This is a genomic window from Streptomyces mayteni, from assembly GCF_054783955.1.
Genome location: NZ_BAAGPR010000080.1, coordinates 1 through 22,281 on the forward strand (window position 1 = coordinate 1; position 22,281 = coordinate 22,281).

At 73.6% G+C, this 22,281-nt stretch carries 20 protein-coding genes, 2 pseudogenes and 1 riboswitch; of the genes and pseudogenes, 14 read left to right on the forward strand and 8 right to left on the reverse strand.

Annotation, left to right across the window (positions count from 1 at the left end; translation table 11 throughout):
- A partial coding sequence (locus ACYVPE_RS28090) for an ROK family protein (RefSeq protein ID WP_461036533.1) occupies nucleotides 1-670 on the reverse strand: 670 nt, incomplete at its 3' end.
- A 56-nt stretch (nucleotides 671-726) separates the two neighbouring features.
- Complete coding sequence (locus ACYVPE_RS28095) at nucleotides 727-1,677, reverse strand: SIS domain-containing protein (RefSeq protein ID WP_461036534.1); 951 nt, start codon at nucleotides 1,675-1,677, stop codon at nucleotides 727-729.
- Nucleotides 1,678-1,762: 85 nt separating this feature from the next.
- On the opposite strand from ACYVPE_RS28095, the gene ACYVPE_RS28100 reads away from it, so the two are divergent.
- The 3 genes from ACYVPE_RS28100 to ACYVPE_RS28110 all read left to right on the forward strand — a co-directional run bounded on the left by ACYVPE_RS28100 (nucleotide 1,763) and on the right by ACYVPE_RS28110 (nucleotide 4,270).
- On the forward strand, nucleotides 1,763-2,023 hold the full coding sequence (locus tag ACYVPE_RS28100) for a DUF3263 domain-containing protein (RefSeq protein WP_461036535.1): 261 nt from the start codon (nucleotides 1,763-1,765) through the stop codon (nucleotides 2,021-2,023).
- Between the two features lie 82 nt (nucleotides 2,024-2,105).
- On the forward strand, nucleotides 2,106-2,927 hold the full coding sequence (otsB, locus tag ACYVPE_RS28105) for a trehalose-phosphatase (RefSeq protein ID WP_461036536.1): 822 nt from the start codon (nucleotides 2,106-2,108) through the stop codon (nucleotides 2,925-2,927).
- An 83-nt stretch (nucleotides 2,928-3,010) separates the two neighbouring features.
- The gene (locus ACYVPE_RS28110; RefSeq protein ID WP_461036537.1) at nucleotides 3,011-4,270 is read left to right on the forward strand and encodes a serine hydrolase domain-containing protein; all 1,260 of its coding nucleotides are present in this window, start codon (nucleotides 3,011-3,013) and stop codon (nucleotides 4,268-4,270) included.
- Between the two features lie 1,105 nt (nucleotides 4,271-5,375).
- Here ACYVPE_RS28110 and ACYVPE_RS28115 read toward each other — a convergent pair.
- Nucleotides 5,376-6,819, reverse strand: a pseudogene (locus ACYVPE_RS28115) (alpha,alpha-trehalose-phosphate synthase (UDP-forming)).
- Nucleotides 6,820-6,952: 133 nt separating this feature from the next.
- Nucleotides 6,953-7,918, reverse strand: coding sequence for a glucosyl-3-phosphoglycerate synthase (locus ACYVPE_RS28120; protein WP_461036538.1), 966 nt, complete (start codon nucleotides 7,916-7,918; stop codon nucleotides 6,953-6,955).
- A 330-nt stretch (nucleotides 7,919-8,248) separates the two neighbouring features.
- A riboswitch (SAM riboswitch) is annotated at nucleotides 8,249-8,417 on the forward strand.
- On the opposite strand from ACYVPE_RS28120, the gene thrC reads away from it, so the two are divergent.
- The 4 genes from thrC to groL all read left to right on the forward strand — a co-directional run bounded on the left by thrC (nucleotide 8,411) and on the right by groL (nucleotide 12,689).
- Nucleotides 8,411-9,724 carry a threonine synthase gene (thrC, locus tag ACYVPE_RS28125; protein WP_461036539.1) on the forward strand — a complete coding sequence of 438 codons (1,314 nt, stop codon included), beginning with the start codon at nucleotides 8,411-8,413 and terminating at the stop codon, nucleotides 9,722-9,724. Its footprint overlaps the riboswitch before it by 7 nt.
- Nucleotides 9,725-9,774: 50 nt before the next feature.
- Entirely contained in the window at nucleotides 9,775-10,050 is a 276-nt protein-coding gene (locus ACYVPE_RS28130; RefSeq protein WP_461036540.1) for a MoaD/ThiS family protein, read from the forward strand.
- A gap of 461 nt (nucleotides 10,051-10,511) precedes the next feature.
- Nucleotides 10,512-10,715, forward strand: a complete 204-nt coding sequence (locus ACYVPE_RS28135) for a cold-shock protein (RefSeq protein ID WP_037653356.1) — start codon at nucleotides 10,512-10,514, stop codon at nucleotides 10,713-10,715.
- 345 nt (nucleotides 10,716-11,060) lie between these two features.
- Entirely contained in the window at nucleotides 11,061-12,689 is a 1,629-nt protein-coding gene (gene groL, locus ACYVPE_RS28140; RefSeq protein WP_461036541.1) for a chaperonin GroEL, read from the forward strand.
- Nucleotides 12,690-12,770: 81 nt separating this feature from the next.
- Here the strand turns inward: groL and ACYVPE_RS28145 are convergent, their stop codons facing one another.
- Nucleotides 12,771-14,036 (reverse strand): serine hydrolase domain-containing protein, encoded by a 1,266-nt coding sequence (locus ACYVPE_RS28145; RefSeq protein ID WP_461036542.1) that lies wholly within the window; start codon nucleotides 14,034-14,036, stop codon nucleotides 12,771-12,773.
- 506 nt (nucleotides 14,037-14,542) lie between these two features.
- Between ACYVPE_RS28145 and ACYVPE_RS28150 the strand changes: the two genes are divergently transcribed.
- Together ACYVPE_RS28150 and ACYVPE_RS28155 are read left to right on the forward strand one after the other, a co-directional pair.
- On the forward strand, nucleotides 14,543-15,340 hold the full coding sequence (locus ACYVPE_RS28150; protein WP_461036543.1) for a sensor histidine kinase: 798 nt from the start codon (nucleotides 14,543-14,545) through the stop codon (nucleotides 15,338-15,340).
- Nucleotides 15,328-16,038, forward strand: a complete 711-nt coding sequence (locus ACYVPE_RS28155) for a response regulator transcription factor (protein ID WP_461036544.1) — start codon at nucleotides 15,328-15,330, stop codon at nucleotides 16,036-16,038. The genes ACYVPE_RS28150 and ACYVPE_RS28155 overlap by 13 nt, the downstream gene beginning before the upstream one ends.
- On the opposite strand, the gene ACYVPE_RS28160 is transcribed toward ACYVPE_RS28155, so the two are convergent.
- The 3 genes from ACYVPE_RS28160 to ACYVPE_RS28170 all read right to left on the reverse strand — a co-directional run bounded on the left by ACYVPE_RS28160 (nucleotide 16,013) and on the right by ACYVPE_RS28170 (nucleotide 18,857).
- Nucleotides 16,013-16,930 (reverse strand): phosphotransferase family protein, encoded by a 918-nt coding sequence (locus ACYVPE_RS28160; protein ID WP_461036545.1) that lies wholly within the window; start codon nucleotides 16,928-16,930, stop codon nucleotides 16,013-16,015. The two genes, ACYVPE_RS28155 and ACYVPE_RS28160, sit on opposite strands and share 26 nt — an antisense overlap.
- Nucleotides 16,923-17,837, reverse strand: a complete 915-nt coding sequence (gene murQ, locus ACYVPE_RS28165; protein ID WP_461036546.1) for an N-acetylmuramic acid 6-phosphate etherase — start codon at nucleotides 17,835-17,837, stop codon at nucleotides 16,923-16,925. The genes ACYVPE_RS28160 and murQ overlap by 8 nt, the downstream gene beginning before the upstream one ends.
- A 72-nt stretch (nucleotides 17,838-17,909) precedes the next feature.
- The gene (locus tag ACYVPE_RS28170; RefSeq protein ID WP_461036547.1) at nucleotides 17,910-18,857 is read right to left on the reverse strand and encodes a MurR/RpiR family transcriptional regulator; all 948 of its coding nucleotides are present in this window, start codon (nucleotides 18,855-18,857) and stop codon (nucleotides 17,910-17,912) included.
- 108 nt (nucleotides 18,858-18,965) lie between these two features.
- On the opposite strand from ACYVPE_RS28170, the gene ACYVPE_RS28175 reads away from it, so the two are divergent.
- From ACYVPE_RS28175 to ACYVPE_RS28195, 5 genes and pseudogenes are all read left to right on the forward strand, one after another.
- Nucleotides 18,966-19,343, forward strand: a complete 378-nt coding sequence (locus tag ACYVPE_RS28175) for a hypothetical protein (protein WP_461036548.1) — start codon at nucleotides 18,966-18,968, stop codon at nucleotides 19,341-19,343.
- Nucleotides 19,344-19,472: 129 nt separating this feature from the next.
- Entirely contained in the window at nucleotides 19,473-20,750 is a 1,278-nt protein-coding gene (locus ACYVPE_RS28180; protein ID WP_461036549.1) for a Cmx/CmrA family chloramphenicol efflux MFS transporter, read from the forward strand.
- Nucleotides 20,751-20,797: 47 nt separating this feature from the next.
- Nucleotides 20,798-20,926: pseudogene (locus ACYVPE_RS28185) on the forward strand (NADP-dependent oxidoreductase); the annotation flags it as partial.
- 196 nt (nucleotides 20,927-21,122) lie between these two features.
- Nucleotides 21,123-21,851 (forward strand): zinc-binding dehydrogenase, encoded by a 729-nt coding sequence (locus ACYVPE_RS28190; RefSeq protein WP_461036550.1) that lies wholly within the window; start codon nucleotides 21,123-21,125, stop codon nucleotides 21,849-21,851.
- A complete protein-coding gene (locus tag ACYVPE_RS28195; RefSeq protein WP_461036551.1) occupies nucleotides 21,852-22,268 on the forward strand; it encodes a MerR family transcriptional regulator in 417 nt (138 codons plus the stop codon).
- Nucleotides 22,269-22,281: the final 13 nt, after the last annotated feature.

Below are 22,281 nucleotides of genomic sequence, written 5' to 3' on the forward strand. Positions count from 1 at the left end.
CGGGGGCGCCGGCCGCGGCGGCCCAGGCGCGGCCCACGGCCGCCGCCGAGGCGACGGCCTCCAGGCAGCCGCGCCGGCCGCAGCCGCAGAGCGTGCCGCCGGGTCGCACCACGACATGGCCGAGCTCGCCTGCCCTGCCGTGCGCGCCCGGCTCGGTGCGGCCGTCGATCGACAGGGCGGTGGCGATGCCGGTGCCGAGCGCCACCAGCAGGAAGCGGTCGACGCCGACGCCGGCGCCGAGCCGGCCCTCGGCCAGCGCGGCGACCCGCAGGTCGTGCCCGAGCGCGACCGGCGCCGCGCCGCCGAGCCGCTCGGTCAGCAGCCGGCGGATGGGGACGTCCCGCCAGCCGAGGTTGGCGGAGTAGACGGCGACCCCGGCCGCCTCGTCCACGGCGCCAGGCAGTCCGACGCCGACGGCGGCCGGCGGCCGGCCGAAGCGGTCGACGCCGGCCGCCCACAGCTCCTCGGCGAAGTCCAGGATGGCGGCCACGGCGCCGTCGGGACCGCCGCCTCCGCCCCCGTCCCCGCCTCCGCCGCCGGTCGGCCGACGCGCCTCGTGGCGCGGCACGTTGTCGGGACCGGTCAGCGCGGCCTTGATGGTGGTGCCGCCCACGTCGAGGGCGATCACATAGGAGTCGTGGGCGGCTTCGGCGTCTTGGGGGAGACTCACACCCGCAAGTCTGGCCCCGGACCGGCGGAAAGGTCTAGTCCACTACACCCATCGCGCTAGCGTCCCGCGGTCAGCACCACGGAACGGGTGAGGTGCCGCGGCCGGTCGGGATCGAGGCCGCGGGCCGCCGCCACGGCCACCGCGAGCCGCTGCGCGCGCACCAGCCAGGCCAACGGATCCACCGCGCCGTCCGCCACCAACAGCGCGCCGGTGCGCCGCACTTCCTCCGCGAGCCCGGCGGGCGCCGGGCCGAACAGCCACACCACGCGCCCCGGCGCGGCCACGGCCACCGGGCCGTGCCGGTACTCCATCGCCGGATACGCCTCCGTCCAGGCGCCGGCCGCCTCGCGCAGCTTCAACGCCGCCTCGAGCGCCAGGCCGTAGCCCCAGCCCTGGCCGAGGAACGTCCACTGCTCGGCGGACACCACGTCGGCCGGCAGCGGGTGACGGAGCGCCAGCTCGGCGTCGTCCACCGCCTCGGCGAGCGGCTTGACGCCGGGCGGCAGCGGCCCGGTGCCGGCCAGCGCGGCGCGCAGGAAGGCCAGCGCGCTGGTCGCGAAGCGCGTCTGCACCACCGAGCGCTCGTCCGCGTAGTCGAGGACGACGACGTGCCGGGCGGCGCGCAGCGCGGGCGAGGTGGGGTCGGCGGTGAGCACCAGCACCGGCGTGGCGGGCCGCCGCTCGCGCAACGCGGCGAGCAGGTCGAGGACCTCGGTGGTGGTGCCCGACCTGGTGATCGCCACCACCCGGTCGTAGTCGCGGGTGACGGGGAAGGCGGAGGCGGCGAACGCGTCCGTCTCGCCCTGCCCGGCGGCCTCGCGCAGCGCCGCGTAGGACTGGGCGACGAACCACGACGTGCCGCAGCCGGTGACCGCCACCCGCTCGCCGGGCCCGGGCGGCGCCCCGACGAGGCCGCCGGCCAGCGCGTCACGGGCGTCCAGCGCGGCGCGCCGCCAGCAGTCGGGCTGGGTGGCGATCTCCCGCTCGGTGATGGTGGGCTCGGGCATCGGAACTCCTCACACGCGACGGCGTTCCCCGTGGTAACGCCTTACCCAGCTGGGGAGTGTCCGAGGCCGGGCATAAAATGACGGAGTGGGGACAACGGGGGAAGAACGGGACGCGGCCGAGGACGGCCTGTCCGAGCGCGACCGGTCGATCCTCGCCGTCGAGCGCGCCTCCTGGCCGCGCGCCGGCGCCAAGGAGCGGGCGATCAGGGAGCGGCTCGGCCTCTCCCCGACCCGCTACTACCAGGTGCTCAACGCCCTCCTCGACGACCCGGCGGCCCTGGCCCACGACCCCGTCACCGTCAACCGCCTCCGCGCGAGGCGCGCCCGCCAACGCGCCAACCGTTAGGCGCAGTCCCGTCCTGTCCTCCCCAGTCCCGTCCTGTCCCGTCCTCCGGTCTGGTGGCGCGCCCGCTGGGTAGGGTCGCGGCATGGGTAACCTTCCCGAACCACGGACGGAAGCGGGGCGGGCCGGGCTCCAGGCCATCGTGCGGGAGCCGGCGCGGGCGCTGTTGGCGTTCGACTTCGACGGAACACTGGCGCCGATCGTCGAGGATCCGGCGCTGGCCAGGGCGCATCCGGAGGCCGTGCCGGCGTTGGCGCGGCTGGCCGGGCGGGTGGCCGCGGTGGCGATCGTCACCGGGCGGCCGGCCGCCGTGGCCGTGAAGCTCGGTGGGTTCGAGGCGCGTCCGGAGTTGGCCGGTCTCGTCGTCCTCGGCGCCTACGGGGCCGAGCGCTGGGACGCGGCCACCGGCGAGTTGAGCACGCCGCCGCCGCACCGCGGGATCGCGGGCGCCCGCCTGGAGGTGGCGGCGCAGGCCCGCCGCAACGGCGCGCACCTGGAGGACAAGGGCAACGCGCTGGCCCTGCACACCCGCCGCGCCCCCGACCCCGAGGCCGCGCTCGCCGCCCTGCGGGAGCCGATGGAGCGGGTGGCGGCGCACTGGGGCCTGGTGCTCGAACCGGGCCGGCAGGTGCTCGAACTGCGGCCGCCCGGGATGGACAAGGGCGCCGCGCTGACCGCGCTGGTCGGGGAGCGGAACGCGGGCGCCGTGCTCTACGCCGGCGACGACCTGGGCGACCTGGCCGCGTTCTCCGCCGTCGCCGAACTGCGGGCGGCGGGCGTGCCGGGGATCGGGGTGTGCAGCGGCAGCGACGAGGTGTCGCGGCTGGCCGAGGCGACCGACCTGACCGTGCCGGGACCGGCCGGCCTGGTCGACTTCCTGGGGCGGCTCGCCGACGCGCTGGGGTAGCGGCCGAGGTAGAGCTAACCCCACCAAGAACACTCGTGCTGGCGCGATGGCCGCGGGAGTTGACGCTCCGTAGCGTTCACGTCATGACGAAGCGGACGAGTACGAGCACGAGGCGGCAGGGCCGGCGATTCAGTTGGGGGAGGGTGGCGCGGGCCAGGACCGCCCTGGCGGTGGCTGGCCTCGGCGCCATCGGCGCGGCCACCGCCTTCGGGTCCGGGTCCTGGGCGCAGGCCGCCTCGGTCGAGCGGCCGTCCCGCGGCCAGCTCCAGCACGACGCGGACGCGGTGCGCGACACCGGCGCCTCGGGGCTGATCGTCCAGGCGAGGGACGGGGCGGGGCGCGAGCGGGAGGCACGGTCCGGGGTCGCCGACCTGGCGGCGGGCGGGCAGGTGCCGTTCGACTCCTACTACCGGATCGGCAGCGACACCAAGACCTTCGTCTCGGTGGTCACGCTCCAGCTGGTCGCCGAGGGCGAGTTGAGCCTGGACGACACCGTGGAGCAGTGGCTGCCGGGCCTGGTCACCGGCAACGGCAACGACGGCGGCCGCATCACGATCCGTAACCTGCTCCAGCAGACGAGCGGGCTCGCCAACTACACGGACATCTTCTTCGGCGACCCCGAGCAGTTGACGCCCGAGAACTATCTCGCGCAACGCTTCACGCCGCGCGCGCCGGAGGACAAGGTCGCGTTGGCCATGACGCACGCCCCCGGCTGGCTGCCGGACGCCGACGACCCGGCCGCCGAGACCCGCTGGTCCTACTCCAACACCAACTACGTGCTGGCCGGCATGATCATCGAGCAGGCCACCGGGCACCCCTGGGAGCAGGAGGTCCACGAGCGGATCATCGCGCCGCTCGACCTGCGCCACACCATGACCCCGGGCACCTCCGCGTACGTCCCGCAGCCCACCGCCACCGCCTACCTCCAGTTCCCCGGCCGGGAGGAACTCACCGACACCACGCTCTCGGTGGACGGCGGGGCCGACGGCGGCATCATCAGCACCACCGGCGACATGAACACCTTCCTCCGCGCCCTGATGGACGGCACGCTGCTGCCGGCCGAGCAGCTGGCGCAGATGCGCACCACGGTGCCGGCCGACTTCGGCCACCCCGAGGCCGGATACGGGCTCGGCATAGCCTGGCGCCCGGCGGAGGGCTGCGACGAGGGCGTCTGGTTCCACGGCGGCACCTCGTTCGGCACCTCGTCGGAGGCCGCGGTCACCCCGGAAGGCGAGGTCTCGGCGGCCTCCGCGATCTTCACCACACCGATCGGCGACCAGGACCGCTTCACGGCCCAGTCCGAGGCGGCGGTGGCCATGATCGACCGCGCGGTCTGCGGTTAGTTCCGACCGGCCGGGGCACCCGGCACGGATGACAGCCCACGACCGTGAACCCGTGCCGCCCCCGCCCAAGCCACCCCCGGTACCGGAGCCACTACCCCGGCCCGGCCCACCCCCACCGATGCCACCCGGCCCCGACGAACCCACCCCACCGCCGAACCCCCTCCCACCCCCACCGGGTCGCTAGCCGCGGATTCGCTGGCCGCTGGGCTTCCCGACCTCGCGGATGCCGACCCGAGGGTTGGCATCGGGCCGCTGGCCGGGGTGGCCGTAGCCGCCGCGCGGAGCGCGGGCCGCTCGGCCGGCCGAGGGCCGGAAGGCCGGAGTGGCTCCGTGACCGGCCCGTGGGGCCGCGTGGGAAGCCGCTGCGCGAAGCCCTGGCTGGCGGCTGCGTGACAGGCGCCGGAAGCGGCTGGTGCCGGCCGGCGGGGTCCCCGCCTAGCTCTCAACTCGGGCCAGGCCGTTGCCTCGGCCGTGGGCACTGAGACCGTTCGGCCGCAGGCCGGTGTCCTGGCCGGAGCGCCGTGGGTGCTCAGGTGGCCGGAACGGCTCTGGCCGACGGCGCGTGCCAGGCCTTACGAAGCGCTGGTAGCCGGGCAGTAGCTCTTCGCTGGGGCCTCGGGCTCCGCTGTCGGGGCCTGCGGCCGGCAGGTAGGCGGGATGCCGTTCGGTTCGGCCCTTCGGGCCGCTCCGGCCGGCGGGCCGTCGACTCCTGGTCGGCCGGAACGGTTCTGGTCGGTGGAGTGCCCCCGGACGTATGGGCCGCTGACAACGGGGGCGGCGCGGGCCCCGCTGCCGGGGACGTTCGGCCCGCGGGCCGCGGCCCTTTGGGCCCTCTGACGCCGCTGCCGCAAGGTCGCCTGCCGCGGCCGGTAGGCCGTGGGCGCTCAGGTCGTCCGATCCGCTGCGGCCTCTGGCCGGCGGGGCGCTCAGGCCGCTGGCGTCGAGGGCCGTAGGGCCGCGACTCGGGCCGCGACTCGGGCCGCAGGCCCGGTCGCCGGAGGCTCGCTCGGCCGCAGGCGGCCTGCCGCTGCCGGCAGGCCTCGGGACCAGGGCCGTCGGATACGCTGCGGCCGCTGGGCCGTCGGCGCTCGGGCCGTCGGGGCCGCTAAGGCCGGCAGGCCGGCAGGGCGGCGAGTTGGTCGAGGAACCAGGTCGTGGGGGGGGAGCGCCGTGGCCGCGGCGGTCAGCCGCTCCGTGCGGCGGGACCGTTCCTCCGGCGGCATCGTCAGCGCGCGGTGCAGCGCCTGGGCCGTGCCCGCGATGTCGTACGGGTTGACCAGCAGCGCGTCGTCGCCGAGTTCGGCGGCCGCGCCCGCCTCCCTGGACAGCACCAGGGCCACGCCCTGTTCGGAGATCACCGGGACCTCCTTGGCGACCAGGTTCATCCCGTCCCTGATCGGGTTCACCAACGCCACGTCCGCCAGCCGGTAGGCGGCGAGCGAGCGGGCGAAGTCGTCCTTGACGTGCAGCAGCACGGGCGACCAGTCGGCCGTGCCGAACTCCGCGTTGATCGCCTCCGCGACCCGGGAGACCTCGGCCGTGTAGTCGCGGTAGACGGCCAGGTCCTGCCGGGACGGGTAGGCGAACGCCACGTGCGTCACCCGGCCGTGCCACTCGGGGCGATCGGTCAGCAGCCGCCGGTAGGCCAGCAGGCCGCGGACGATGTTCTTGGACAGCTCGGTGCGGTCCACCCGCACGATGGTGCGCCGGTCGCCGATCTCGGCGCGCAGCGCCGCCAACCGCTCGTCCACGTCGGGGCGGAACGCCCGCTCCCGCAGGAACTCCGCGTCGGCGCCGAGACCGTGCACGCCGAGCCGCGTCGTCCGGCCCTCGAAGGTCACGACGTCGTCGGCCTGCCCGGCGCCCAACTGGTCGGCGCAGCAGGCGGCGAACGCGTCCGCCCAGCGGCGGGTGTGGAACGCGGCCCGGTCGGAGCCCAGGATGCCGAGCAGCACCCGCCTGGCGATCGGGTCGGGCAGCACCCGGAACATGTCGGGCGGCGCCCACGGGGTGTGCGCGAAGAAGCCGATCCGCAGGTCGGGGCGGCGCTCGCGCAGCATCCTCGGCACCAGCGACAGGTGGTAGTCCTGCACCAGCACGGCCGCGCCCTCGCCCGCCTCCTCGGCGAGCGCGTCGGCGAAGGCGGTGTTGTACGCCTCGAAGCCGGCCCAGCGCTCCTCGAAGGTCTCGTCGAAGACCGGCTCGAACGGGGTCTGGTAGAGCAGGTGGTGGACGAACCACAGCACCGAGTTGGCGATCCCGTTGTAGGCGGCGTCGTACGTGTCGGGCGGGATGTCCAGCATCCGCACCGACTGGCCGCCGGTGTCGGCGGCCGGCAGCGTGCCGCCGGAGCGGGCCGCCGCGGCCCGGTCGCCCTCGCCGAGCGCCGCGCACACCCAGGTGCCGGCGCCCGAGCCGAGCGCCATCAGGCCGGAGACGACGCCGCCACCACCGCGGCGGGCGGCGAGTGAACCGTCGGCCGCCACCGAGTAGCTGACCGGGCCGCGGTTGGAGGCGACCAGAACTTCGGCCAGGACTTCGGTAGTCATCGAATCGAGGCTCCCTGGGGAGATCGAGGTGCCGGAGGCGCGTGCGGCCCGGGGACGTGGTCCGAGGCTAGCCAGCGGGGGAGCGGGTGAAACGTGCGACACGTCACACCCGCCCCGGCGGCCCCGCGCGCGACTACGCCGCCTGGCGCGCCGCGTACTCGGGGACGGTGAACATCGGCGGACGCTCCTCCGCGTTGATCAGGTGGGTGCGCGGCTGGAAGCCGCCCTCCTGACCGCGGTCGAACTGCGTCATGTCGACCCGCATCGGCAGCACCGAGCCCGGCAGCCGGCACTGCGCGGTCCGCATGATCGCCGCCGCCATCCGCCCCAGCGCCTGCCCGTCCTGGTGGCGGTGCTTGCGCACCCCCACGTCGACCTGGGCCAGGGCGTCGAGGCCGACCGTGTTCAGCGTGTCGATCAGCAGCCCGAGCTCCACGCCGTAGCCCACCGGGAACGGCAGCCGCTCAAGCAGCGAGCGACGGGCCGCGTACTCGCCGCCCAACGGCTGGACGACGCCGGCCAGTTGCGGCCAGTGCAGGTTGAGCAGCGGGCGGGCCACCAGCTCGGTGACCCGGCCGCCCTGGTGGGCGCCGGTCGGCTTGTCGCCGAGCGGCCGGTCGTACATGGCCTTGACCAGGTGCACGTCGGGATCCGTGAGGAGTGGCCCGACGATGCCCGAGACGAAGGCGGAGTCGAACTCGCGCAGGTCGGCGTCGACGTAACAGATGATCTCGCCGCTCGCGGCCATCAGCGAGCGCCAGAGCACCTCGCCCTTGCCGGGGACGGTCGGCATCCGCGGCAGGATCTCGTCGCGGTGGACGACCTTCGCGCCCGCCGCGGCCGCGGCCTCCGAGGTGCGGTCGGTGGAGCCGGAGTCCACCACCAGCAGTTCATCGATGAGCGGCACCCGTTCCATCAGGTCGCGCCTGAGCGCTTCCACGATGGCGCCTACGGTCGCCTCCTCGTTCAGTGCGGGGAGTACCACGCTGATGCTCCCTGCCGCTCCTGCTGCCCGCTTCGCGTTCAACAGCCGCGGCAGCGGGCGGTCAGCGGCGGTCCAGGACCGGCGGCTCAGCCACTCCTCTGCCTCTTCCAGCACGAATGTCGCTCCTGTTCGCGTTCGGCCATGTTCGAACTCTTTTGGCCACCATTGCATCGTTTGGCCGTATCTGCCCTTTACCGGCGTACCCGAATCCGTCGAGACCATGCGAGATCGCGGTGTCGCCTGGGCCCCGACTTCTCCGGGCCCGCCAGGGTCGTTCTCAGGCCCGCGCCAGTGTGCTGCTGTCTCCCGGATCGCCCACTGTCTCCCGTGTCTCCTCGTGTCTCGCGGATCGGACGGCCCGGGCCATTGTGGGGGGTGTCGGTTACAGTCTCGAACAGCGCAGGTGTCCTCCGCATATCGGGGGCCGCGCCGACAACCGCATACAGCTCATCCAGAGGGGCAGAGGGAACGGCCCGTTGAAGCCCCGGCAACCCTTCCGCCGGTCCTCGTGACACGGAGTGACGGCCAATGGCGGCCGCGTCCGACGAGACTTCCGGTGGGGAAGGTGCCAATTCCGTCCCGTGGGCGAGAGCCGCCTCGGGGAAGATGAGAGGAAAGGGCCTCGCACCCATGTCCGTGCTGACCGCAGCCGACTCGTCACCCACCGCATCCGTCGACCTCGGTCCGGCCGTCGCGCTCTCCTGTCGCGAGTGCGGCGAGCGCTTCCCGCTCAGCCCGATCTTCGCCTGCGCGTCCTGTTTCGGGCCGCTCGAGATCGCTTACGACCTGCCGAGCGGCGACCCCGAGGGCCTGCGCCGGCGCATCGAGGCGGGCCCCAAGAGCATCTGGCGCTACGCGCCGCTGCTGCCCGTCCCCGCCGACGTCGCCACCAAGCCCAACCTGAACCCCGGCCTCACCCCGCTGGTGAAGGCCGACCGGCTGGCCGCCGAGCTTGGCGTGACCGGCCCCCTCTACGTCAAGGACGACTCGGGCAACCCGACCCACTCCTTCAAGGACCGGGTGGTCGCCCAGGCGCTCGAAGCAGCGCGTGCCTTCGGCTTCACCACCCTGTCGTGCTCCTCCACCGGCAACCTGGCCGGCGCGGTCGGCGCCGCCGCGGCCCGCGCCGGCCTGCGGTCCTGCGTCTTCATCCCGCACGACCTGGAACAGGCCAAGGTCGTGATGGCCGCCGTCTACGGCGGCCAGGTGGTCGCCATCGACGGCAGCTACGACGACGTCAACCGCTTCTGCAGCGAGCTCATCGGCGACCCGCTCGGCGAGGGCTGGGGCTTCGTGAACGTCAACCTCCGCCCCTACTACGCGGAGGGCTCCAAGACGCTGGCCTTCGAGATCTGCGAGCAGCTCGGCTGGCGGCTGCCCGACCAGCTGGTGATCCCGATCGCCTCCGGATCGCAGCTCACCAAGATCGACAAGGGGCTCAAGGAGCTGATCGCCACCGGCCTGGTCGAGGACCGTCCTTACCGGATCTTCGGCGCCCAGGCCGAGGGCTGCTCGCCGGTCTCCCGGGCCTTCAGGGACGGCCACGACGTGGTCCGCCCGGTCAAGCCGAACACCATCGCCAAGTCCCTGGCGATCGGCAACCCGGCGGACGGCCCCTACGTGCTGGACATCGCGCGGCGCACCGGCGGCGCCGTGGCCGACGTCACGGACGAGCAGGTGGTGGACGCGATCCGCCTGCTGGCCCGCACCGAGGGCATCTTCACCGAGACCGCGGGCGGCGTGACGCTGGGCGTCACCAGGAAGCTGATCGAGGAGGGCGCGCTCGACCCCTCCCTGACCACCGTCGTCATCAACAGCGGCGACGGCCTCAAGACCCTGGACGCGGTCGCCTCGGCGGCCGGCCCGACCGCGACGATCCCGCCGAGCCTCGACGCGTTCCGGCAAGCCGGTCTGGCGTGACCCGCCGCCCCGACCCGACCCGGCCAACCCCTCACGGGAGGTAGAACCAGATGAGCGTGACCGTCCGAATCCCCACCATCCTCCGCACCTACACCGGCGGGCAGTCCGAGGTCCAGGCCGACGGCGGGACCCTGGCCGAGGTGCTGGCCGACCTGGACCGCAACCACCAGGGGATCGCCGCCCGGGTGCTGGACGACGAGGGCAGGTTGCGGCGGTTCGTCAACGTTTATGTGAACGACGACGACGTCCGCTTCACCGAAGGGCTGCTCACCCCCACGCCGGACGGCGCGGGCGTGTCGATCATTCCGGCCGTCGCCGGAGGCTGACGTTCCGTTTGTCCGGTAAGCGGCCGTTACCACCGCAAATCCCCAGCTCCACACGCACTCCACGCCCGCCTCGAGCCCCCGCGGCTCGGGGCGGGCGGCCGTCTGGAGAGCGATAGAGTGAGCTCCGGAGCGCCGCTGGCCGATGCCACCCGCATATGAATTCGCGACACATGGCGCAAATAATGTGCCGAAAATCGACGTACGAATTGTCGGGTTGGGGCGAAAAAGCCCAGGCGAATGATTCAACTTTCAGCTAATATTGGGCATTTGCCCGTTCTGGCTTGCCAAGAATTCTCCCTCGATTGGCCTGTTGCACTGGGCGTCCGTCCAGATACATTCAGCGGCGGTCGACGCGTTCCGGCGCACACCCCCACACCGCCCGGGGGTTGGGTCTGATGAGGTCTGACCCGGGCCCGCGAAGCGCGGTCTCGTGAAAGGGCCAGCAAAATGGGGAGTTAGGAATGGCTCAGGGCACCGTCAAGTGGTTCAACGCGGAGAAGGGCTACGGCTTCATCGCGGTAGACGGTGGTGCGGACGTGTTCGTCCACTACAGCGCGATTCAGATGGACGGCTACCGCACTCTCGAAGAGGGTCAGCGGGTCGAGTTCGAGATCTCGCAAGGACAGAAGGGGCCACAGGCCGACATGGTCCGGGTGGCCGTCTGAACCGCCCGACCGTACCACGGCCTCGATGCCGAGGGCCCGCGTCCGCACCTTGGGCGCGGGCCCTCGGCGCGCCTCCCGCCCCGCCTCCCCCCACCGGTCGCCGCTTGCGCCCTTCCCGTCGCCCGACCACCACCCCTCATGGAGGCCCTTCGGGCCGCTTGCACTCTTGGGGGGAGAGTGCTAATCATGGCGTTAGCACTCTCCGGGTGAGAGTGACAGCAAGGACCGGTTCGGTGAGGTCCGTTCGGCAGGTGGGGCAAGGAACCGCCGGCCGATGGGCCGTCCGTCGCGGGCGCCAGCGCGGTCCGGAGTAATCCACCCCGGTACCTGGGAGGACCCCTTCACATGGCCAAGATCATCGCGTTCAACGAGGAGGCGCGGCGCGGCCTCGAGCGCGGGATGAACCAGCTCGCGGACGCCGTCAAGGTCACGCTCGGCCCCAAGGGCCGGAACGTCGTCCTTGAGAAGAAGTGGGGCGCTCCGACCATCACCAACGACGGTGTCTCCATCGCCAAGGAGATCGAGCTCGAGGACTCCTACGAGAAGATCGGCGCGGAGCTCGTCAAGGAGGTCGCCAAGAAGACGGACGACGTCGCTGGCGACGGCACCACCACCGCCACCGTGCTGGCCCAGGCACTGGTCCGCGAGGGCCTGCGCAACGTGGCCGCCGGTGCCAACCCGATGGCCCTGAAGCGGGGCATCGAGGCCGCGGTCGAGAAGGTCTCCGAGGCCCTGCTCGGCCAGGCCAAGGAGGTCGAGACCAAGGAGCAGATCGCCTCCACCGCCTCCATCTCCGCCGGCGACACCCAGATCGGCGAGCTGATCGCCGAGGCCATGGACAAGGTCGGCAAGGAAGGCGTCATCACCGTCGAGGAGTCGCAGACCTTCGGGCTCGAGCTCGAGCTCACCGAGGGCATGCGCTTCGACAAGGGCTACATCTCGGCCTACTTCGCCACCGACATGGAGCGCATGGAGGCGGAGCTCGAGGACCCCTACATCCTCATCGTCAACTCCAAGATCGGCAGCGTGAAGGACCTGCTGCCGCTGCTGGAGAAGGTCATGCAGTCCGGCAAGCCGCTGCTGATCATCGCCGAGGACGTCGAGGGCGAGGCCCTGTCCACGCTCGTCGTGAACAAGATCCGCGGCACCTTCAAGTCCGTCGCCGTCAAGGCCCCGGGCTTCGGCGACCGCCGCAAGGCCATGCTCAACGACATCGCCATCCTCACCGGCGGCCAGGTCATCTCCGAGGAGGTCGGTCTCAAGCTGGAGAACGCCACCCTCGACCTGCTGGGCCGCGCCCGCAAGGTGGTCATCACCAAGGACGAGACCACCATCGTCGACGGTGCCGGTGACAGCGAGCAGGTCCAGGGCCGCGTCAACCAGATCCGCGCCGAGATCGACAACTCCGACTCGGACTACGACCGCGAGAAGCTCCAGGAGCGCCTCGCGAAGCTGGCCGGCGGCGTGGCCGTCATCAAGGCCGGCGCCGCCACCGAGGTGGAGCTCAAGGAGCGCAAGCACCGCATCGAGGACGCGGTGCGCAACGCCAAGGCCGCCGTCGAGGAGGGCATCGTCGCCGGTGGTGGCGTCGCCCTGCTGCAGGCCGCCTCGGTCTTCGACAAGCTGGACCTGGACGGCGACGAGGCCACCGGTGCCGCCGCCGTCAAGCTGGCGCTCGAGGCCCCGCTGAAGCAGATCGCGGTCAACGCCGGCCTCGAGGGCGGCGTCGTGGTCGAGAAGGTCCGCGGCCTGACCCCGGGCCACGGCCTGAACGCGGCCACCGGCGAGTACGTCGACCTGCTGGCCGAGGGCATCATCGACCCGGCCAAGGTCACCCGCTCCGCGCTGCAGAACGCGGCGTCCATCGCGGCCCTCTTCCTCACCACCGAGGCCGTGATCGCCGACAAGCCCGAGAAGGCGGCGGCCGGTGCCGGCGCCGGTGCGGGCGACATGGGCGGTGGCATGGACTTCTGACGGATCGCGCGTCGCCGCGCACCGTCCTCGAAGTTCCCGGGCCCGCCCGGCGGCACCAGCCGCCGGGCGGGCCCTCGCCCGTCACCCGTCCCGCTCGTCGCCCGGGGTGTCGCACAGCGCGTGGTCGACGAGGTCACTGGCGGCCCGCTCCTGCCGGAGTATGTGGTCGGGCGAGTCGCCCAGGGCGGTGGACATCGAGACGGTGACGGTACGACCGCCGTCCTCGGTGGCGCCGTTCAGCGTGATGTAGCCGCTCTCGCCGCCTTCGTGGCCCCAGTAGCCGCCGCCGCAGGACAGGGGCCGGTTGAGCAGGCCGAGGCCGTAGCGCCCGTCCGGCCAGAACGCCCGCATCTCCTCGCTGACCGGGACGGTGTCCCGCATCTCGGCCAGCCGTGCCCCGGGCAGCAGCTCGCCGCCGAGCAGGGCCCCGAAGAAGCGGTTGACGTCCGCGGTGGTGGAGACGTATCCGCCGGGGTCGGGGACGATCACCTCGGTGACGTCGACCCGTTCGCCCGAGGGGTAGACCTCGTAGGCGTTGGCGTGCGGGCGGCGGAGGGTGGGCGTGTCGCCCGGCAGGTAGGTGCGGTCCATGCCGAGTGGCCGCAGGATCCGATCCTCGACCTCCCGGTGCCATGGCTGACCCGTGACCTCCTCGATGATCATGTCGAGGAGGACGTAGCCGGTGTTGGAGTACCCCCACCCGTCGCCGGGTGCGAAGTCCGGGGGGTACCGCATCGCCCGCGCGACGATCTCCCGGGGGGTGTAGGCGTCGTACCGGTGCTCGTAGTACTCCTGCGGGGTGGCGAAGCCGGGCAGGTCGTCGTGGATGCCGCCGGTGTGCTGGAGGAGGTGGCGGACGGTGAGCAGGCGCCCGTCGTTGCCGTTGCCTTCCACCAGTCCCGGCAGCCAGCGGTCCACCGTGTCGTCGAGCGCCAGCCTGCCCTCGTCGACCAGTTGCAGGATCACGGTGGCCACCAGCGCCTTGCCGGTGCTGGCCATCCGGAAGTAGCCGTCGCGGGGCACCGGGCGGTCACCGCCCACCTCGGCGACGCCGCTGGTGGCGACCAGATCCCGGCCGGTGCCGGTGGACACCCGCGCCTGCACCCCCGTCACCCCCAGCGCCGTGATGGCGTCGGTGTCCCGACGCAGATCGTCCTGCCGGTATCCGGGCCCGGCCGGCTGGTGTGCGTCGGCCGGCAACTGGAGGGCGACGGCCGTGCCGGCGGTGACGAGGACCGCGGCGGCGGCCGCCCACCGCCTGCCGATCCGGCGGTCGTGCCGCCCCGGCCGGTCGGGCTGGGGAGCGTGCGGAGGGCCTGGCGTGGCGCTCGGGTTCGTCGATCTCATGCGTCCACGCTAGGTAGGCGCGGGGTCGCGGATCGCTGCCGCGGGCCCCCGGGCGAAAGCTACAGCTGCCTGTAGTGTCGCGGTGGTGGCCGGCCTCTACGGTCGTCACGTGGAGGGCCTCCGCACTCCTCCCGGACGACCAAGGGAAACGGAACAGGTGCTCGACGTACTCGTCGCGGCCCGCACACGGTGGCTCGGCACGTGGCGCGGCGGGCGTTACCTGTCGGGCACCCTGGTGGCCGCCACGCTGACGCTCGCCGCCGCGCCCCTGCTGTGCGTTCCCTCGCTGGCCCAGCCCTGGGCGGAGCGGGACGGCCGGCGCGCTGCTCGCACAGCCGGTCGAGCCGCGCCCACGCCCCGCCCGCCGCAACCTCGGGTGGCTCGCGACACAGCTGGTCACCGGCCTGCCGGCGGGCGCCCTCGCGCTGGTCCTGCTCGGCAGCCTGTCCCTCACTCCCGTCATCACCGTGGCCTGGTGGGCCTTTCCCACGGCGCCGTGGCTGCCCGTGGCCAGCGATCGGATCACCACCTGGGGCACCGCGTTCTCGCTCGGCCTGCTGAACCTCGTGGTCCTGGCGGCACTGGCCGCCCTCGCCCTCCCGCCGCTCGCCCGCGCGCACGCCAGGTGCTGCCTCGCGATCCTGGCGCCCTCGCCCGCCGAGCGTCTTGGCAACCGCGTCACCGAACTCACCAGGACACGCGTGGACGTCCTCCAGGCGCACAGCGCGGAACTCCGCCGGATCGAAAGGGACCTGCACGACGGCACCCAGGCCCGGCTCGTGGCCATCGCGATGCGGCTGGCCGTGGCAGGCCAGAGCCTGGCCAAGGACCCCGACGCGGCGGCCGATCTCGTCCGGCAGGCCCACACCGAGACCGAGGACGCGATGACCGAGCTGCGCTCCGTCATCCGCACCATCTATCCCCCGGTGCTCGCCGACCAGGGCCTCGCCGGCGCGCTCAGCGCCCTGACCGCCAGGGCCGGGGTGCCGACCCGCGTCGACGTCGGCCCGCTCGGTGAGATCCCGGCGGCGGTCGAGGCGGTCGCCTACTTCGCCGTCACCGAGGCACTGGCGAACATCGCCCGGCACAGCCGGGCCACCAGCGCCTCGGTTCGCGTCACCCGCGACGACGCGCTGCTCCGGGCGGAGATAGCCGACGACGGGACCGGCGGCGCGGACGCCGCCCGAGGCTCGGGACTGGCCGGGATGCGCCGCCGCGCCGCCGCGCTCGACGGCACCATGAGGATCAGCAGCCCGCGCGGCGGGCCGACCGTCGTCACCGTGGAGCTGCCGTGCGGGTGGTGATCGCCGAGGACAACGTCCTGCTGTCGTCAGGGCTCGAACTCCTCCTCAACTCCCAGGGCTTCGACGTCGTCGCGATCGCGGCCGACGCCCCCGGTTTCCTCGGCGCCGTCGAGACCCACCGACCGGACGTCACCATCGTGGACGTGCGGCTGCCCCCGGCCTTCCGCGACGAGGGCGTCAGGGCCGCCGTCCAGGCCCGCCGCGACCACCCCGGGCTGCCCGTCCTGGTCCTGTCGCAGTACGTGGAGCAGGAGTACGCGGGTCGCCTCCTCGCCGACGCCAGGGGCGGCATCGGCTACCTGCTCAAGGACCGGGTGAGCCGCATCGCGGAGTTCACCGACGCGCTGCGCCGGGTGGCCGGCGGCGGCACCGCCATGGACCCGGAGGTCATCGCCCAACTCCTCGCGCGGGGCGACCCCGTCGACGCCCTGACCGCACGCGAGCGCGAGGTTCTCGCGCTGATGGCCGAGGGCCACGACAACGCGACCATCGCCCAACGGCTCTTCATCACCGACAACGCCGTCCACAAGCACATCGGCAACGTCTTCCTCAAGCTCGGCCTGTCGGTCGGCGACAGCGGCCACCGCCGCGTCCGCGCCGTCCTGGCCTACCTCCGCCGCCATGGCGGCACGGCGTCGGACACGCAGGGCCTGGCGGGTGGGGGGAGGCCCCTCAGGCCGCCACCGACAACTCGGTGAGCGCCGCCCGCAGGTGCGGCGTGACCTCCCGCACGGTCCGGGCGACGTGGGCCGCCGGGTAGGCGCGCGGTGCGCCCTCCGTGAGCATGATGACGTCGAGATACGTCCGGTAGAGCGCCATCCGCAGGCGCTCCGCCGGGGAGAAGGCCGCCGCGCCGTAGCCGGCCAGCAGGTCGTCGTCCAGCGGAGCCAGCAGGCAGAGCGACGCGAAGTCGGCGAGCGGGTCGCCCCAGAACATCCGCTCGCCGTCAATCAGGGCGCTTATCCGCCCGTCCGCCAGCAGGACGTTGCCGGCCCACAGGTCGAAGTGGACGAGGGCGGGCGTCGTGACCTCGTCGAGCACCGGGGCGACGGCGGACGCCAGGGCGCGGATGCGGGCGGTCGGCACCGGCAGCGGTGCCGCGTAGCGGTCGGCGTCGGCCAGGACGGCGTCCAGCATGGCGGTGAAGGTGCCGCGCCAGTCGGCCGAGGGCGGGACCGCGCCGCTCGGGTAGCCGAAGCCGGGGCCGTGCACGGCGTGCAGCCGGCGGACCAGCGCGCCGAGTTCGCGCCGCAGCCGCGCGCGCTCCGCGCCGGAGGTAGGCGGGGCGTCGTTCCAGGAGACGCCCGGGCACTCCGTCATCAGCAGGTGGTCCTCGTTCCAGGACACCACCGCCGGCACCGGCACCCCGGCCCGCGCCGCCGCGCGGTAGAACTCGGCTTCGCCCACCAGCAGTCGGCGCTCATGGGTGAGCCCCGGGGTGTCGGGCGGCGGGGGCTGTTTCAGGACCAGCCGGCGGCCGTCCGTCAGCCGCAGCAGGTACAAGGCGTTGTAGGTGCCGCCGGTGAGCGGCGTGCGTTCCGCGATGTCCGCCTCGGTGAGGCCGGCGACCGCCAGCTCCGCGCTAGCCACGGGCGTCGGCCGCGGCGAGCGCGGCCCGCAGGTGGCCGTGGCTGTCGGCGAGCAGCCGGTCGGCCGTGCCCGCGTCGACCTTGCCGAGGATGGTGAGGATCGCGTTCTTCACCTCGCCGCCGGTGGCGGTCAGCGCGTCCTCGATCACCGGTTCCGGCGCGCCCGTCGCCAGGTGGACGATGCGCCGCGAGCGGGCCCGCAGCTTCTCGTTGGAGGCGCGCACGTCGACCATCAGGTTCCCGTAGGTCTTGCCGAGCCGGATCATGCTGATGGTCGAGATCATGTTGAGCACGAGCTTCTGCGCGGTGCCCGCCTTGAGCCGGGTGGAGCCGGTGACCAGCTCGGGGCCCACCACGACCTCGATGCCGTGGTGCGCGGCGGCGGCCAGCGGGGAGCCGGGGTTGCAGGAGACGCCGACGGTCAGCGCCCCCCTGGCTCTCGCGTACCGGACGGCGCCCACCGCGTACGGGGTGCGCCCGGAGGCCGAGACGCCCACCACCACGTCGTCGGCCGTGACGCCGATCCCGGCCAGGTCGGCCGCGGCCAGCTCCTCGCTGTCCTCGGCGCCCTCCACCGCCGAGACCATGGCCTCGGGGCCCCCGGCGATCAGGCCCATCACCTCGCCGGGGTCCGTGTTGAAGGTGGGCGGGCACTCGCTGGCGTCCAGCACCCCGAGCCGGCCCGCCGTGCCCGCCCCCAGGTAGAGCAGGCGTCCGCCCCTGGCCATCCGCTCGGCCGCCGCGTCGATGGCGGCGGCGATGTTCGGCAGCTGGGCCGCCACCGCCGCCGGGACGAGGGCGTCCTCGGCGTTCATGGTGCGGGCGATCTCCAGCGTCGAAAGCCGGTCGATCTCGGCGAGTTCCGGCCGGTGGGCCTCGGTGGTCAGCGAGTCAAAGTCCGTGGACATGCGGGTTCGGCTCTCCATGTTCTGGGCCAGGGGGGCCGGGGGCAGGGGGGTGACGGCCGTGCGGGCGGTGGCTCAGCGCTCGCGCGGCGAGTGGCGGTGGGCCAGCGCCTCGTAGCTGGCGTGCAACGCGGGCGCGGCCGACTCGTAGGTGCGCTGCGCGACGCCGATGAACAGGCAGTCGATCACCAGCAGTTGGCTGGTGCGGCTGGACATCGCGGCCGGTCTGAGCTCGCTCTCCCTGGCGGTCGAGGTGGTCAGCACGTGGTCCGCGTACTGGGTGACCTCGCCGTCCGGGCGGCCGGTGATCGCCACCGTCGTCGCGCCGTGGTCGAACGCCGCCTGGAGCGGCTCGATCACGTCCACCGTGCGGCCCGAGTGGGTGATGGCCACCGCGACGTCCCCGGTGCGGAGCTGGACCGCGTTGGTGACGGCCAGGTGCGGGTCCGCGTGGGCGTGCGCGACCAGGCCGATGCGGAGCAGCTTCTGCGCCAGGTCCTGGGCGACCAGCGACGAGGCGCCGATGCCGTAGACGTCGATCCGGCGGGCGGACGCCAGCGCGCTGACCGACGCCTCCAACTGCGCCAGGTCGAGCGCCCCCGCCGTGTCGGTGAGGGTCTGCCGCTCGTCCTGGGCGAGCTTGGCGACGACGTCGCTCAGCGGGTCGTCGACGGATATGTCGGCGGTGACCGCCGGGGCCGCGCCCGACGCCTGCTGGGCGGCGAGCCCGGCGAGCGCCAGCCGCAGGTCCCGGTAGCCGGGGTAGCCGAGCAGCCGGGCGGTGCGGACGACGGTGGCCTCGCTGGTGCCGGTGCGCTCGGCGAGGCCGGTGACGGTGAGGGCGGCGCAGCCGGCCGGGTCACCGGCGACGGTCTCCGCCACGCGCTGCATGGAACGGGTCATGGAGGGCGCCATGGTGCGCACCTTCGCGGCGAGCGCCCCGGGCTCGGGTGGCGCGGGGCGGGGTGCGACGGCGGCGACGGGTCGGGTTCTGCCGACACGTCGGACGAAATTTTCCTTCATCGCATTCCTCACAGGCGAAACGTATTTTCGGGAGCGAGGGTCCGTCAAGCCCCCGTGAAGCGCTGGTTGGTATCCACTGGTGTGCCAGGTGATGGTCCAATGGTCTGTATGGAGGAGCCGACTTCGGAAGAGGCCATTCACCGGGGCAGGGCCCTGGTGCTGGCGGATCTGACCGCTGACGGGCTGGCCGGTCCGAAGGAAGTTTCCATGCTGGAGAAGGCAGTTTCCCATCGTCGCTGGTGGTCCGACCAGTGGCCGGAGGGGGCGGTTTTCGTGCCGGGGCTGCTCGCCCAGGACATGCAGGACGCCCTCCTCGAACACCACGGGCGCTGGCCGCTGTGCCCGTTCTGCCAGCCCACGCCCCCCGAGGGGGAGCCGCACGCCCTGGATCTGGAGCCGGAGCTGGGCGAGAACCCGCACTGGGTGTGCGGGGTGACGGGCCGCGAGGTGGCGCCGCTCGGCTCGCTCGCCGATGCCCGGGGCTGACCGGAGGACGCCCGTTCCGCCGCCGTTCGGGCCCGTTTTCAGTGATCGGGCCAACGGCGGACGGCCGAAACCGTCCGGTCGCGACCCGGCTGGGAATGCTCCGCGCGCGGCGCCACGTTGCAATGGGACGTGTCCCCAGATTCCCCGGATTCCCCGGTTTCCGCAGATTCCCCGGTTTCCCGCTCCGCTCCGCCCACGCGGCTCCCCCTCGCCGTCTACGTGCTCGGCGGCGCCGTGTTCGCGCTCGGCACCTCCGAGTTCATGCTCTCCGGGCTGCTCCCCGAGGTGGCCGACGACCTCGACGTCTCCATCCCCACCGCCGGCCTGCTGATATCGGCCTTCGCGATCGGCATGGTGGTCGGCGCCCCGGTGCTCGCCGGCGCCACCCAACGGCTGCCGCGCCGGGTGACCCTGGTCTGGCTGCTCGCCGTCTTCGCGGTCGGCCACGTGGTCGGCGCGCTCGCGCCGAACTACGCGGTGCTCTTCGCCTGCCGGGTGGTGAGCGCGCTGGCCTGTGCCGGCTTCTGGGCCGTGGGCGCCGCCGTCGCCATCTCGCTGGCGCCCGACGGCGCCAGGGCGCGGGCGATGGCCGTCATGATCGGTGGCCTGAGCGTCGCCAACATCACCGGCGTGCCGGGCGGCGCGGTCCTCGGCCAGAGCCTGGGCTGGCGCTCGGCGTTCTGGGCGGTGGCGCTGCTCTCCGCCGTCGGCCTGGTCGGCGTGCTGCTCTTCGTCCCGCACACCGCGCGGGCCGAGGCCAGCGGCGGCTCACGGCTCCGCGACGAACTGCGGATCTACCGCGACCGCCTGGTCTGGCTCGCCGTGGTGACCACGGTGCTGTTCGCCGGTGGCACCTTCTGCTTCTTCTCCTACCTCGCGCCGCTGCTCACCGACGAGTCGGGCCTCTCCGAGAGCTGGGTGCCGGTGGCGCTGGTGCTGTACGGCGTCGGCGCGCTCGGCGGCACCGTGCTCGGCGGCCGGCTGGCCGACCGGCACATGTTCGGCACCCTCTACGCCGGCCTCGGCACGGCCGCCGGCGTGCTGGCCCTGGTCGGGCTGCTGGTCTCGGTGCCGGCCGCCGTGGTGACGCTGGCCGGGGTGCTCGGCTTCGCCTCCTTCCTGTGCGCGCCGGGGCTCAACGCCCGGATCTTCAACCTCGCGGGCGCCATGGCCCCGACCCTGGCCGGCGCGACCGCCACCTCCGCCTTCAACACCGGCAACACCATCGGCCCCTGGGCCGGCGGCCTGGTGATCGACGGTGGCCTCGGCTACGCCTGGACGGCGTGGGTCGGCGCGATCCTGGTGCTCGGCGCGCTGGGCTGCGCCTGGCTCCAGTCCCGCGCCTCGGCCGGCTCCCGGCTGGTGGCGAGGAACGAGCTTGCATCTGACGTACGCGTCAAGTTCTAGCGTTGCCGGGGCCTAGCGATCCGCCGCCTCGTCACCTGGAGCGCCCCATGCCCGCCGCCACCCACCGCGTGATCCACCTGGCCGCCCGTCCCGCGCCCGGCGCCGAGCCCGCCGACGAGCACTTCGACCTGGTGACCTGCCCGGTGCCCGAGCCGGGCCCGGGGCAGGTGCTGGTGCGCAACCGGCTGATGGCCGTGGTGGCGGTCACCAGGACGCTGATGAACGAGGACCTCGGCCTCGAAGGCTCCATGCCGTCCCTCGCGGTCGGCGAGCCTCCCCCAGCTAACGCTGGGAGGTGCCCCCATTCCGGGCCCCGCGGTGGGCGAGGTGGTGGCCCTCGGACCGGGGGCCTCCGGCCTCGCACCCGGCGATATGGTCCAACACGGCCTCGGCTGGCGCGAGTACGCGGTGCTGGACGCCGCCGCGGTGCAGCCCCTCGACCCGACCGTGTTCGACGACCCGGCCGCGCACCTCTCGCAGGCGGCCACCGCCTGGATCGCGGTGACCAGGGGCGCCGAGGTGCGGGACGGCGACACCGTGCTGGTCACCGGTGCGGCCGGCGGAGTGGGCGCGCTCACCGGCCAGTTCGCCCGGCTGCGCGGCGCCGGGCGGGTGATCGGCACCACGGGCTCGGCGGCCAAGGGCGAGCGTCTGGTCGCGGAGTTGGGCTATGACGACGTCGTGCTGCGCGGCGGCGAGGAACCGTTCGAGGAGCGGCTGCGGGCCGCCGCGCCCGACGGGATCGACGTCGTCCTCGACCTGGTGGGCGGCGAACAGCTGACGGCGGCCCTGGCACTGGCCGGGCCCAGGGCCAGGGTGGCGCTGCTCGGGGCGATGTCGGTGCAGGCCACCGGCGGCATGCGGTCGTCGGTCGAGGTCGACACGTGGTCCCTGCTGGCCCGCGGTATCACGCTGCGCGGGGTGCCTGGCTACCACCACCTGGACGTGGTCGCCGAGGGCCTGCGAGAGTTCGGGGATGGGCTGCGGGCCGGCCGGCTCGCGTTCCCGCACGTCAGGCTCGCGGGCCTGGACCGCGCGCCCGCCGCGCTGCGCGAGCTGCTTGCCGGCCGCCACCTGGGGTCCGTGCTGGTGGAGGTGTAGGTGCGGATCGGCGAGGTGGCGGCGGCGGCCGGGCTGACGACGCGCGCGGTGCGGTACTACGAGCAGCGCGGCCTGCTGACGGCGCGCCGCGCCACGTCAGGGCACCGCCGCTACGAGCCGGCGGACGTCGACTGGCTGCGGTCGATCCGCGAGATGCTGGCCACGGGGCTGACCATCGAGGACGTCCGCACGCTGGTCGACGCGTGGCGGGTAAGCGTCGAACCGGCGGGCGGCCCGCCGCCCGACCTGACCGCCGGCTCCGAGACCTGCCCGCTGCCGCGCACCGTCATCCGCCGTCGCCTCGCCGACCTGGACGCGCGCATCGACCGCCTCACCCGGCTCCGCGACACGCTCGCCGAGCGGGCCGGCGAACCGCTGCGCGCGCTGGTCCGCGACTATCCCGGGACGCGGTGCTGAGCCGCCGGCCAAC

Coding starts and splice junctions, on each gene's coding strand:
- ACYVPE_RS28135 (WP_037653356.1), top strand. CDS start 10,512: ATGGCTCAGGGCACCGTCAAGTGGTTCAACGCGGAGAAGGGCTACGGC.
- ACYVPE_RS28130 (WP_461036540.1), top strand. CDS start 9,775: ATGAGCGTGACCGTCCGAATCCCCACCATCCTCCGCACCTACACCGGC.
- thrC (WP_461036539.1), top strand. CDS start 8,411: ATGAGAGGAAAGGGCCTCGCACCCATGTCCGTGCTGACCGCAGCCGAC.
- murQ (WP_461036546.1), bottom strand. CDS start 17,837: ATGTCCACGGACTTTGACTCGCTGACCACCGAGGCCCACCGGCCGGAA.
- ACYVPE_RS28175 (WP_461036548.1), top strand. CDS start 18,966: ATGGAGGAGCCGACTTCGGAAGAGGCCATTCACCGGGGCAGGGCCCTG.
- otsB (WP_461036536.1), top strand. CDS start 2,106: ATGGGTAACCTTCCCGAACCACGGACGGAAGCGGGGCGGGCCGGGCTC.
- ACYVPE_RS28170 (WP_461036547.1), bottom strand. CDS start 18,857: ATGAAGGAAAATTTCGTCCGACGTGTCGGCAGAACCCGACCCGTCGCC.
- ACYVPE_RS28095 (WP_461036534.1), bottom strand. CDS start 1,677: ATGCCCGAGCCCACCATCACCGAGCGGGAGATCGCCACCCAGCCCGAC.
- groL (WP_461036541.1), top strand. CDS start 11,061: ATGGCCAAGATCATCGCGTTCAACGAGGAGGCGCGGCGCGGCCTCGAG.
- ACYVPE_RS28145 (WP_461036542.1), bottom strand. CDS start 14,036: ATGAGATCGACGAACCCGAGCGCCACGCCAGGCCCTCCGCACGCTCCC.
- ACYVPE_RS28190 (WP_461036550.1), top strand. CDS start 21,123: ATGGTCCAACACGGCCTCGGCTGGCGCGAGTACGCGGTGCTGGACGCC.
- ACYVPE_RS28110 (WP_461036537.1), top strand. CDS start 3,011: ATGACGAAGCGGACGAGTACGAGCACGAGGCGGCAGGGCCGGCGATTC.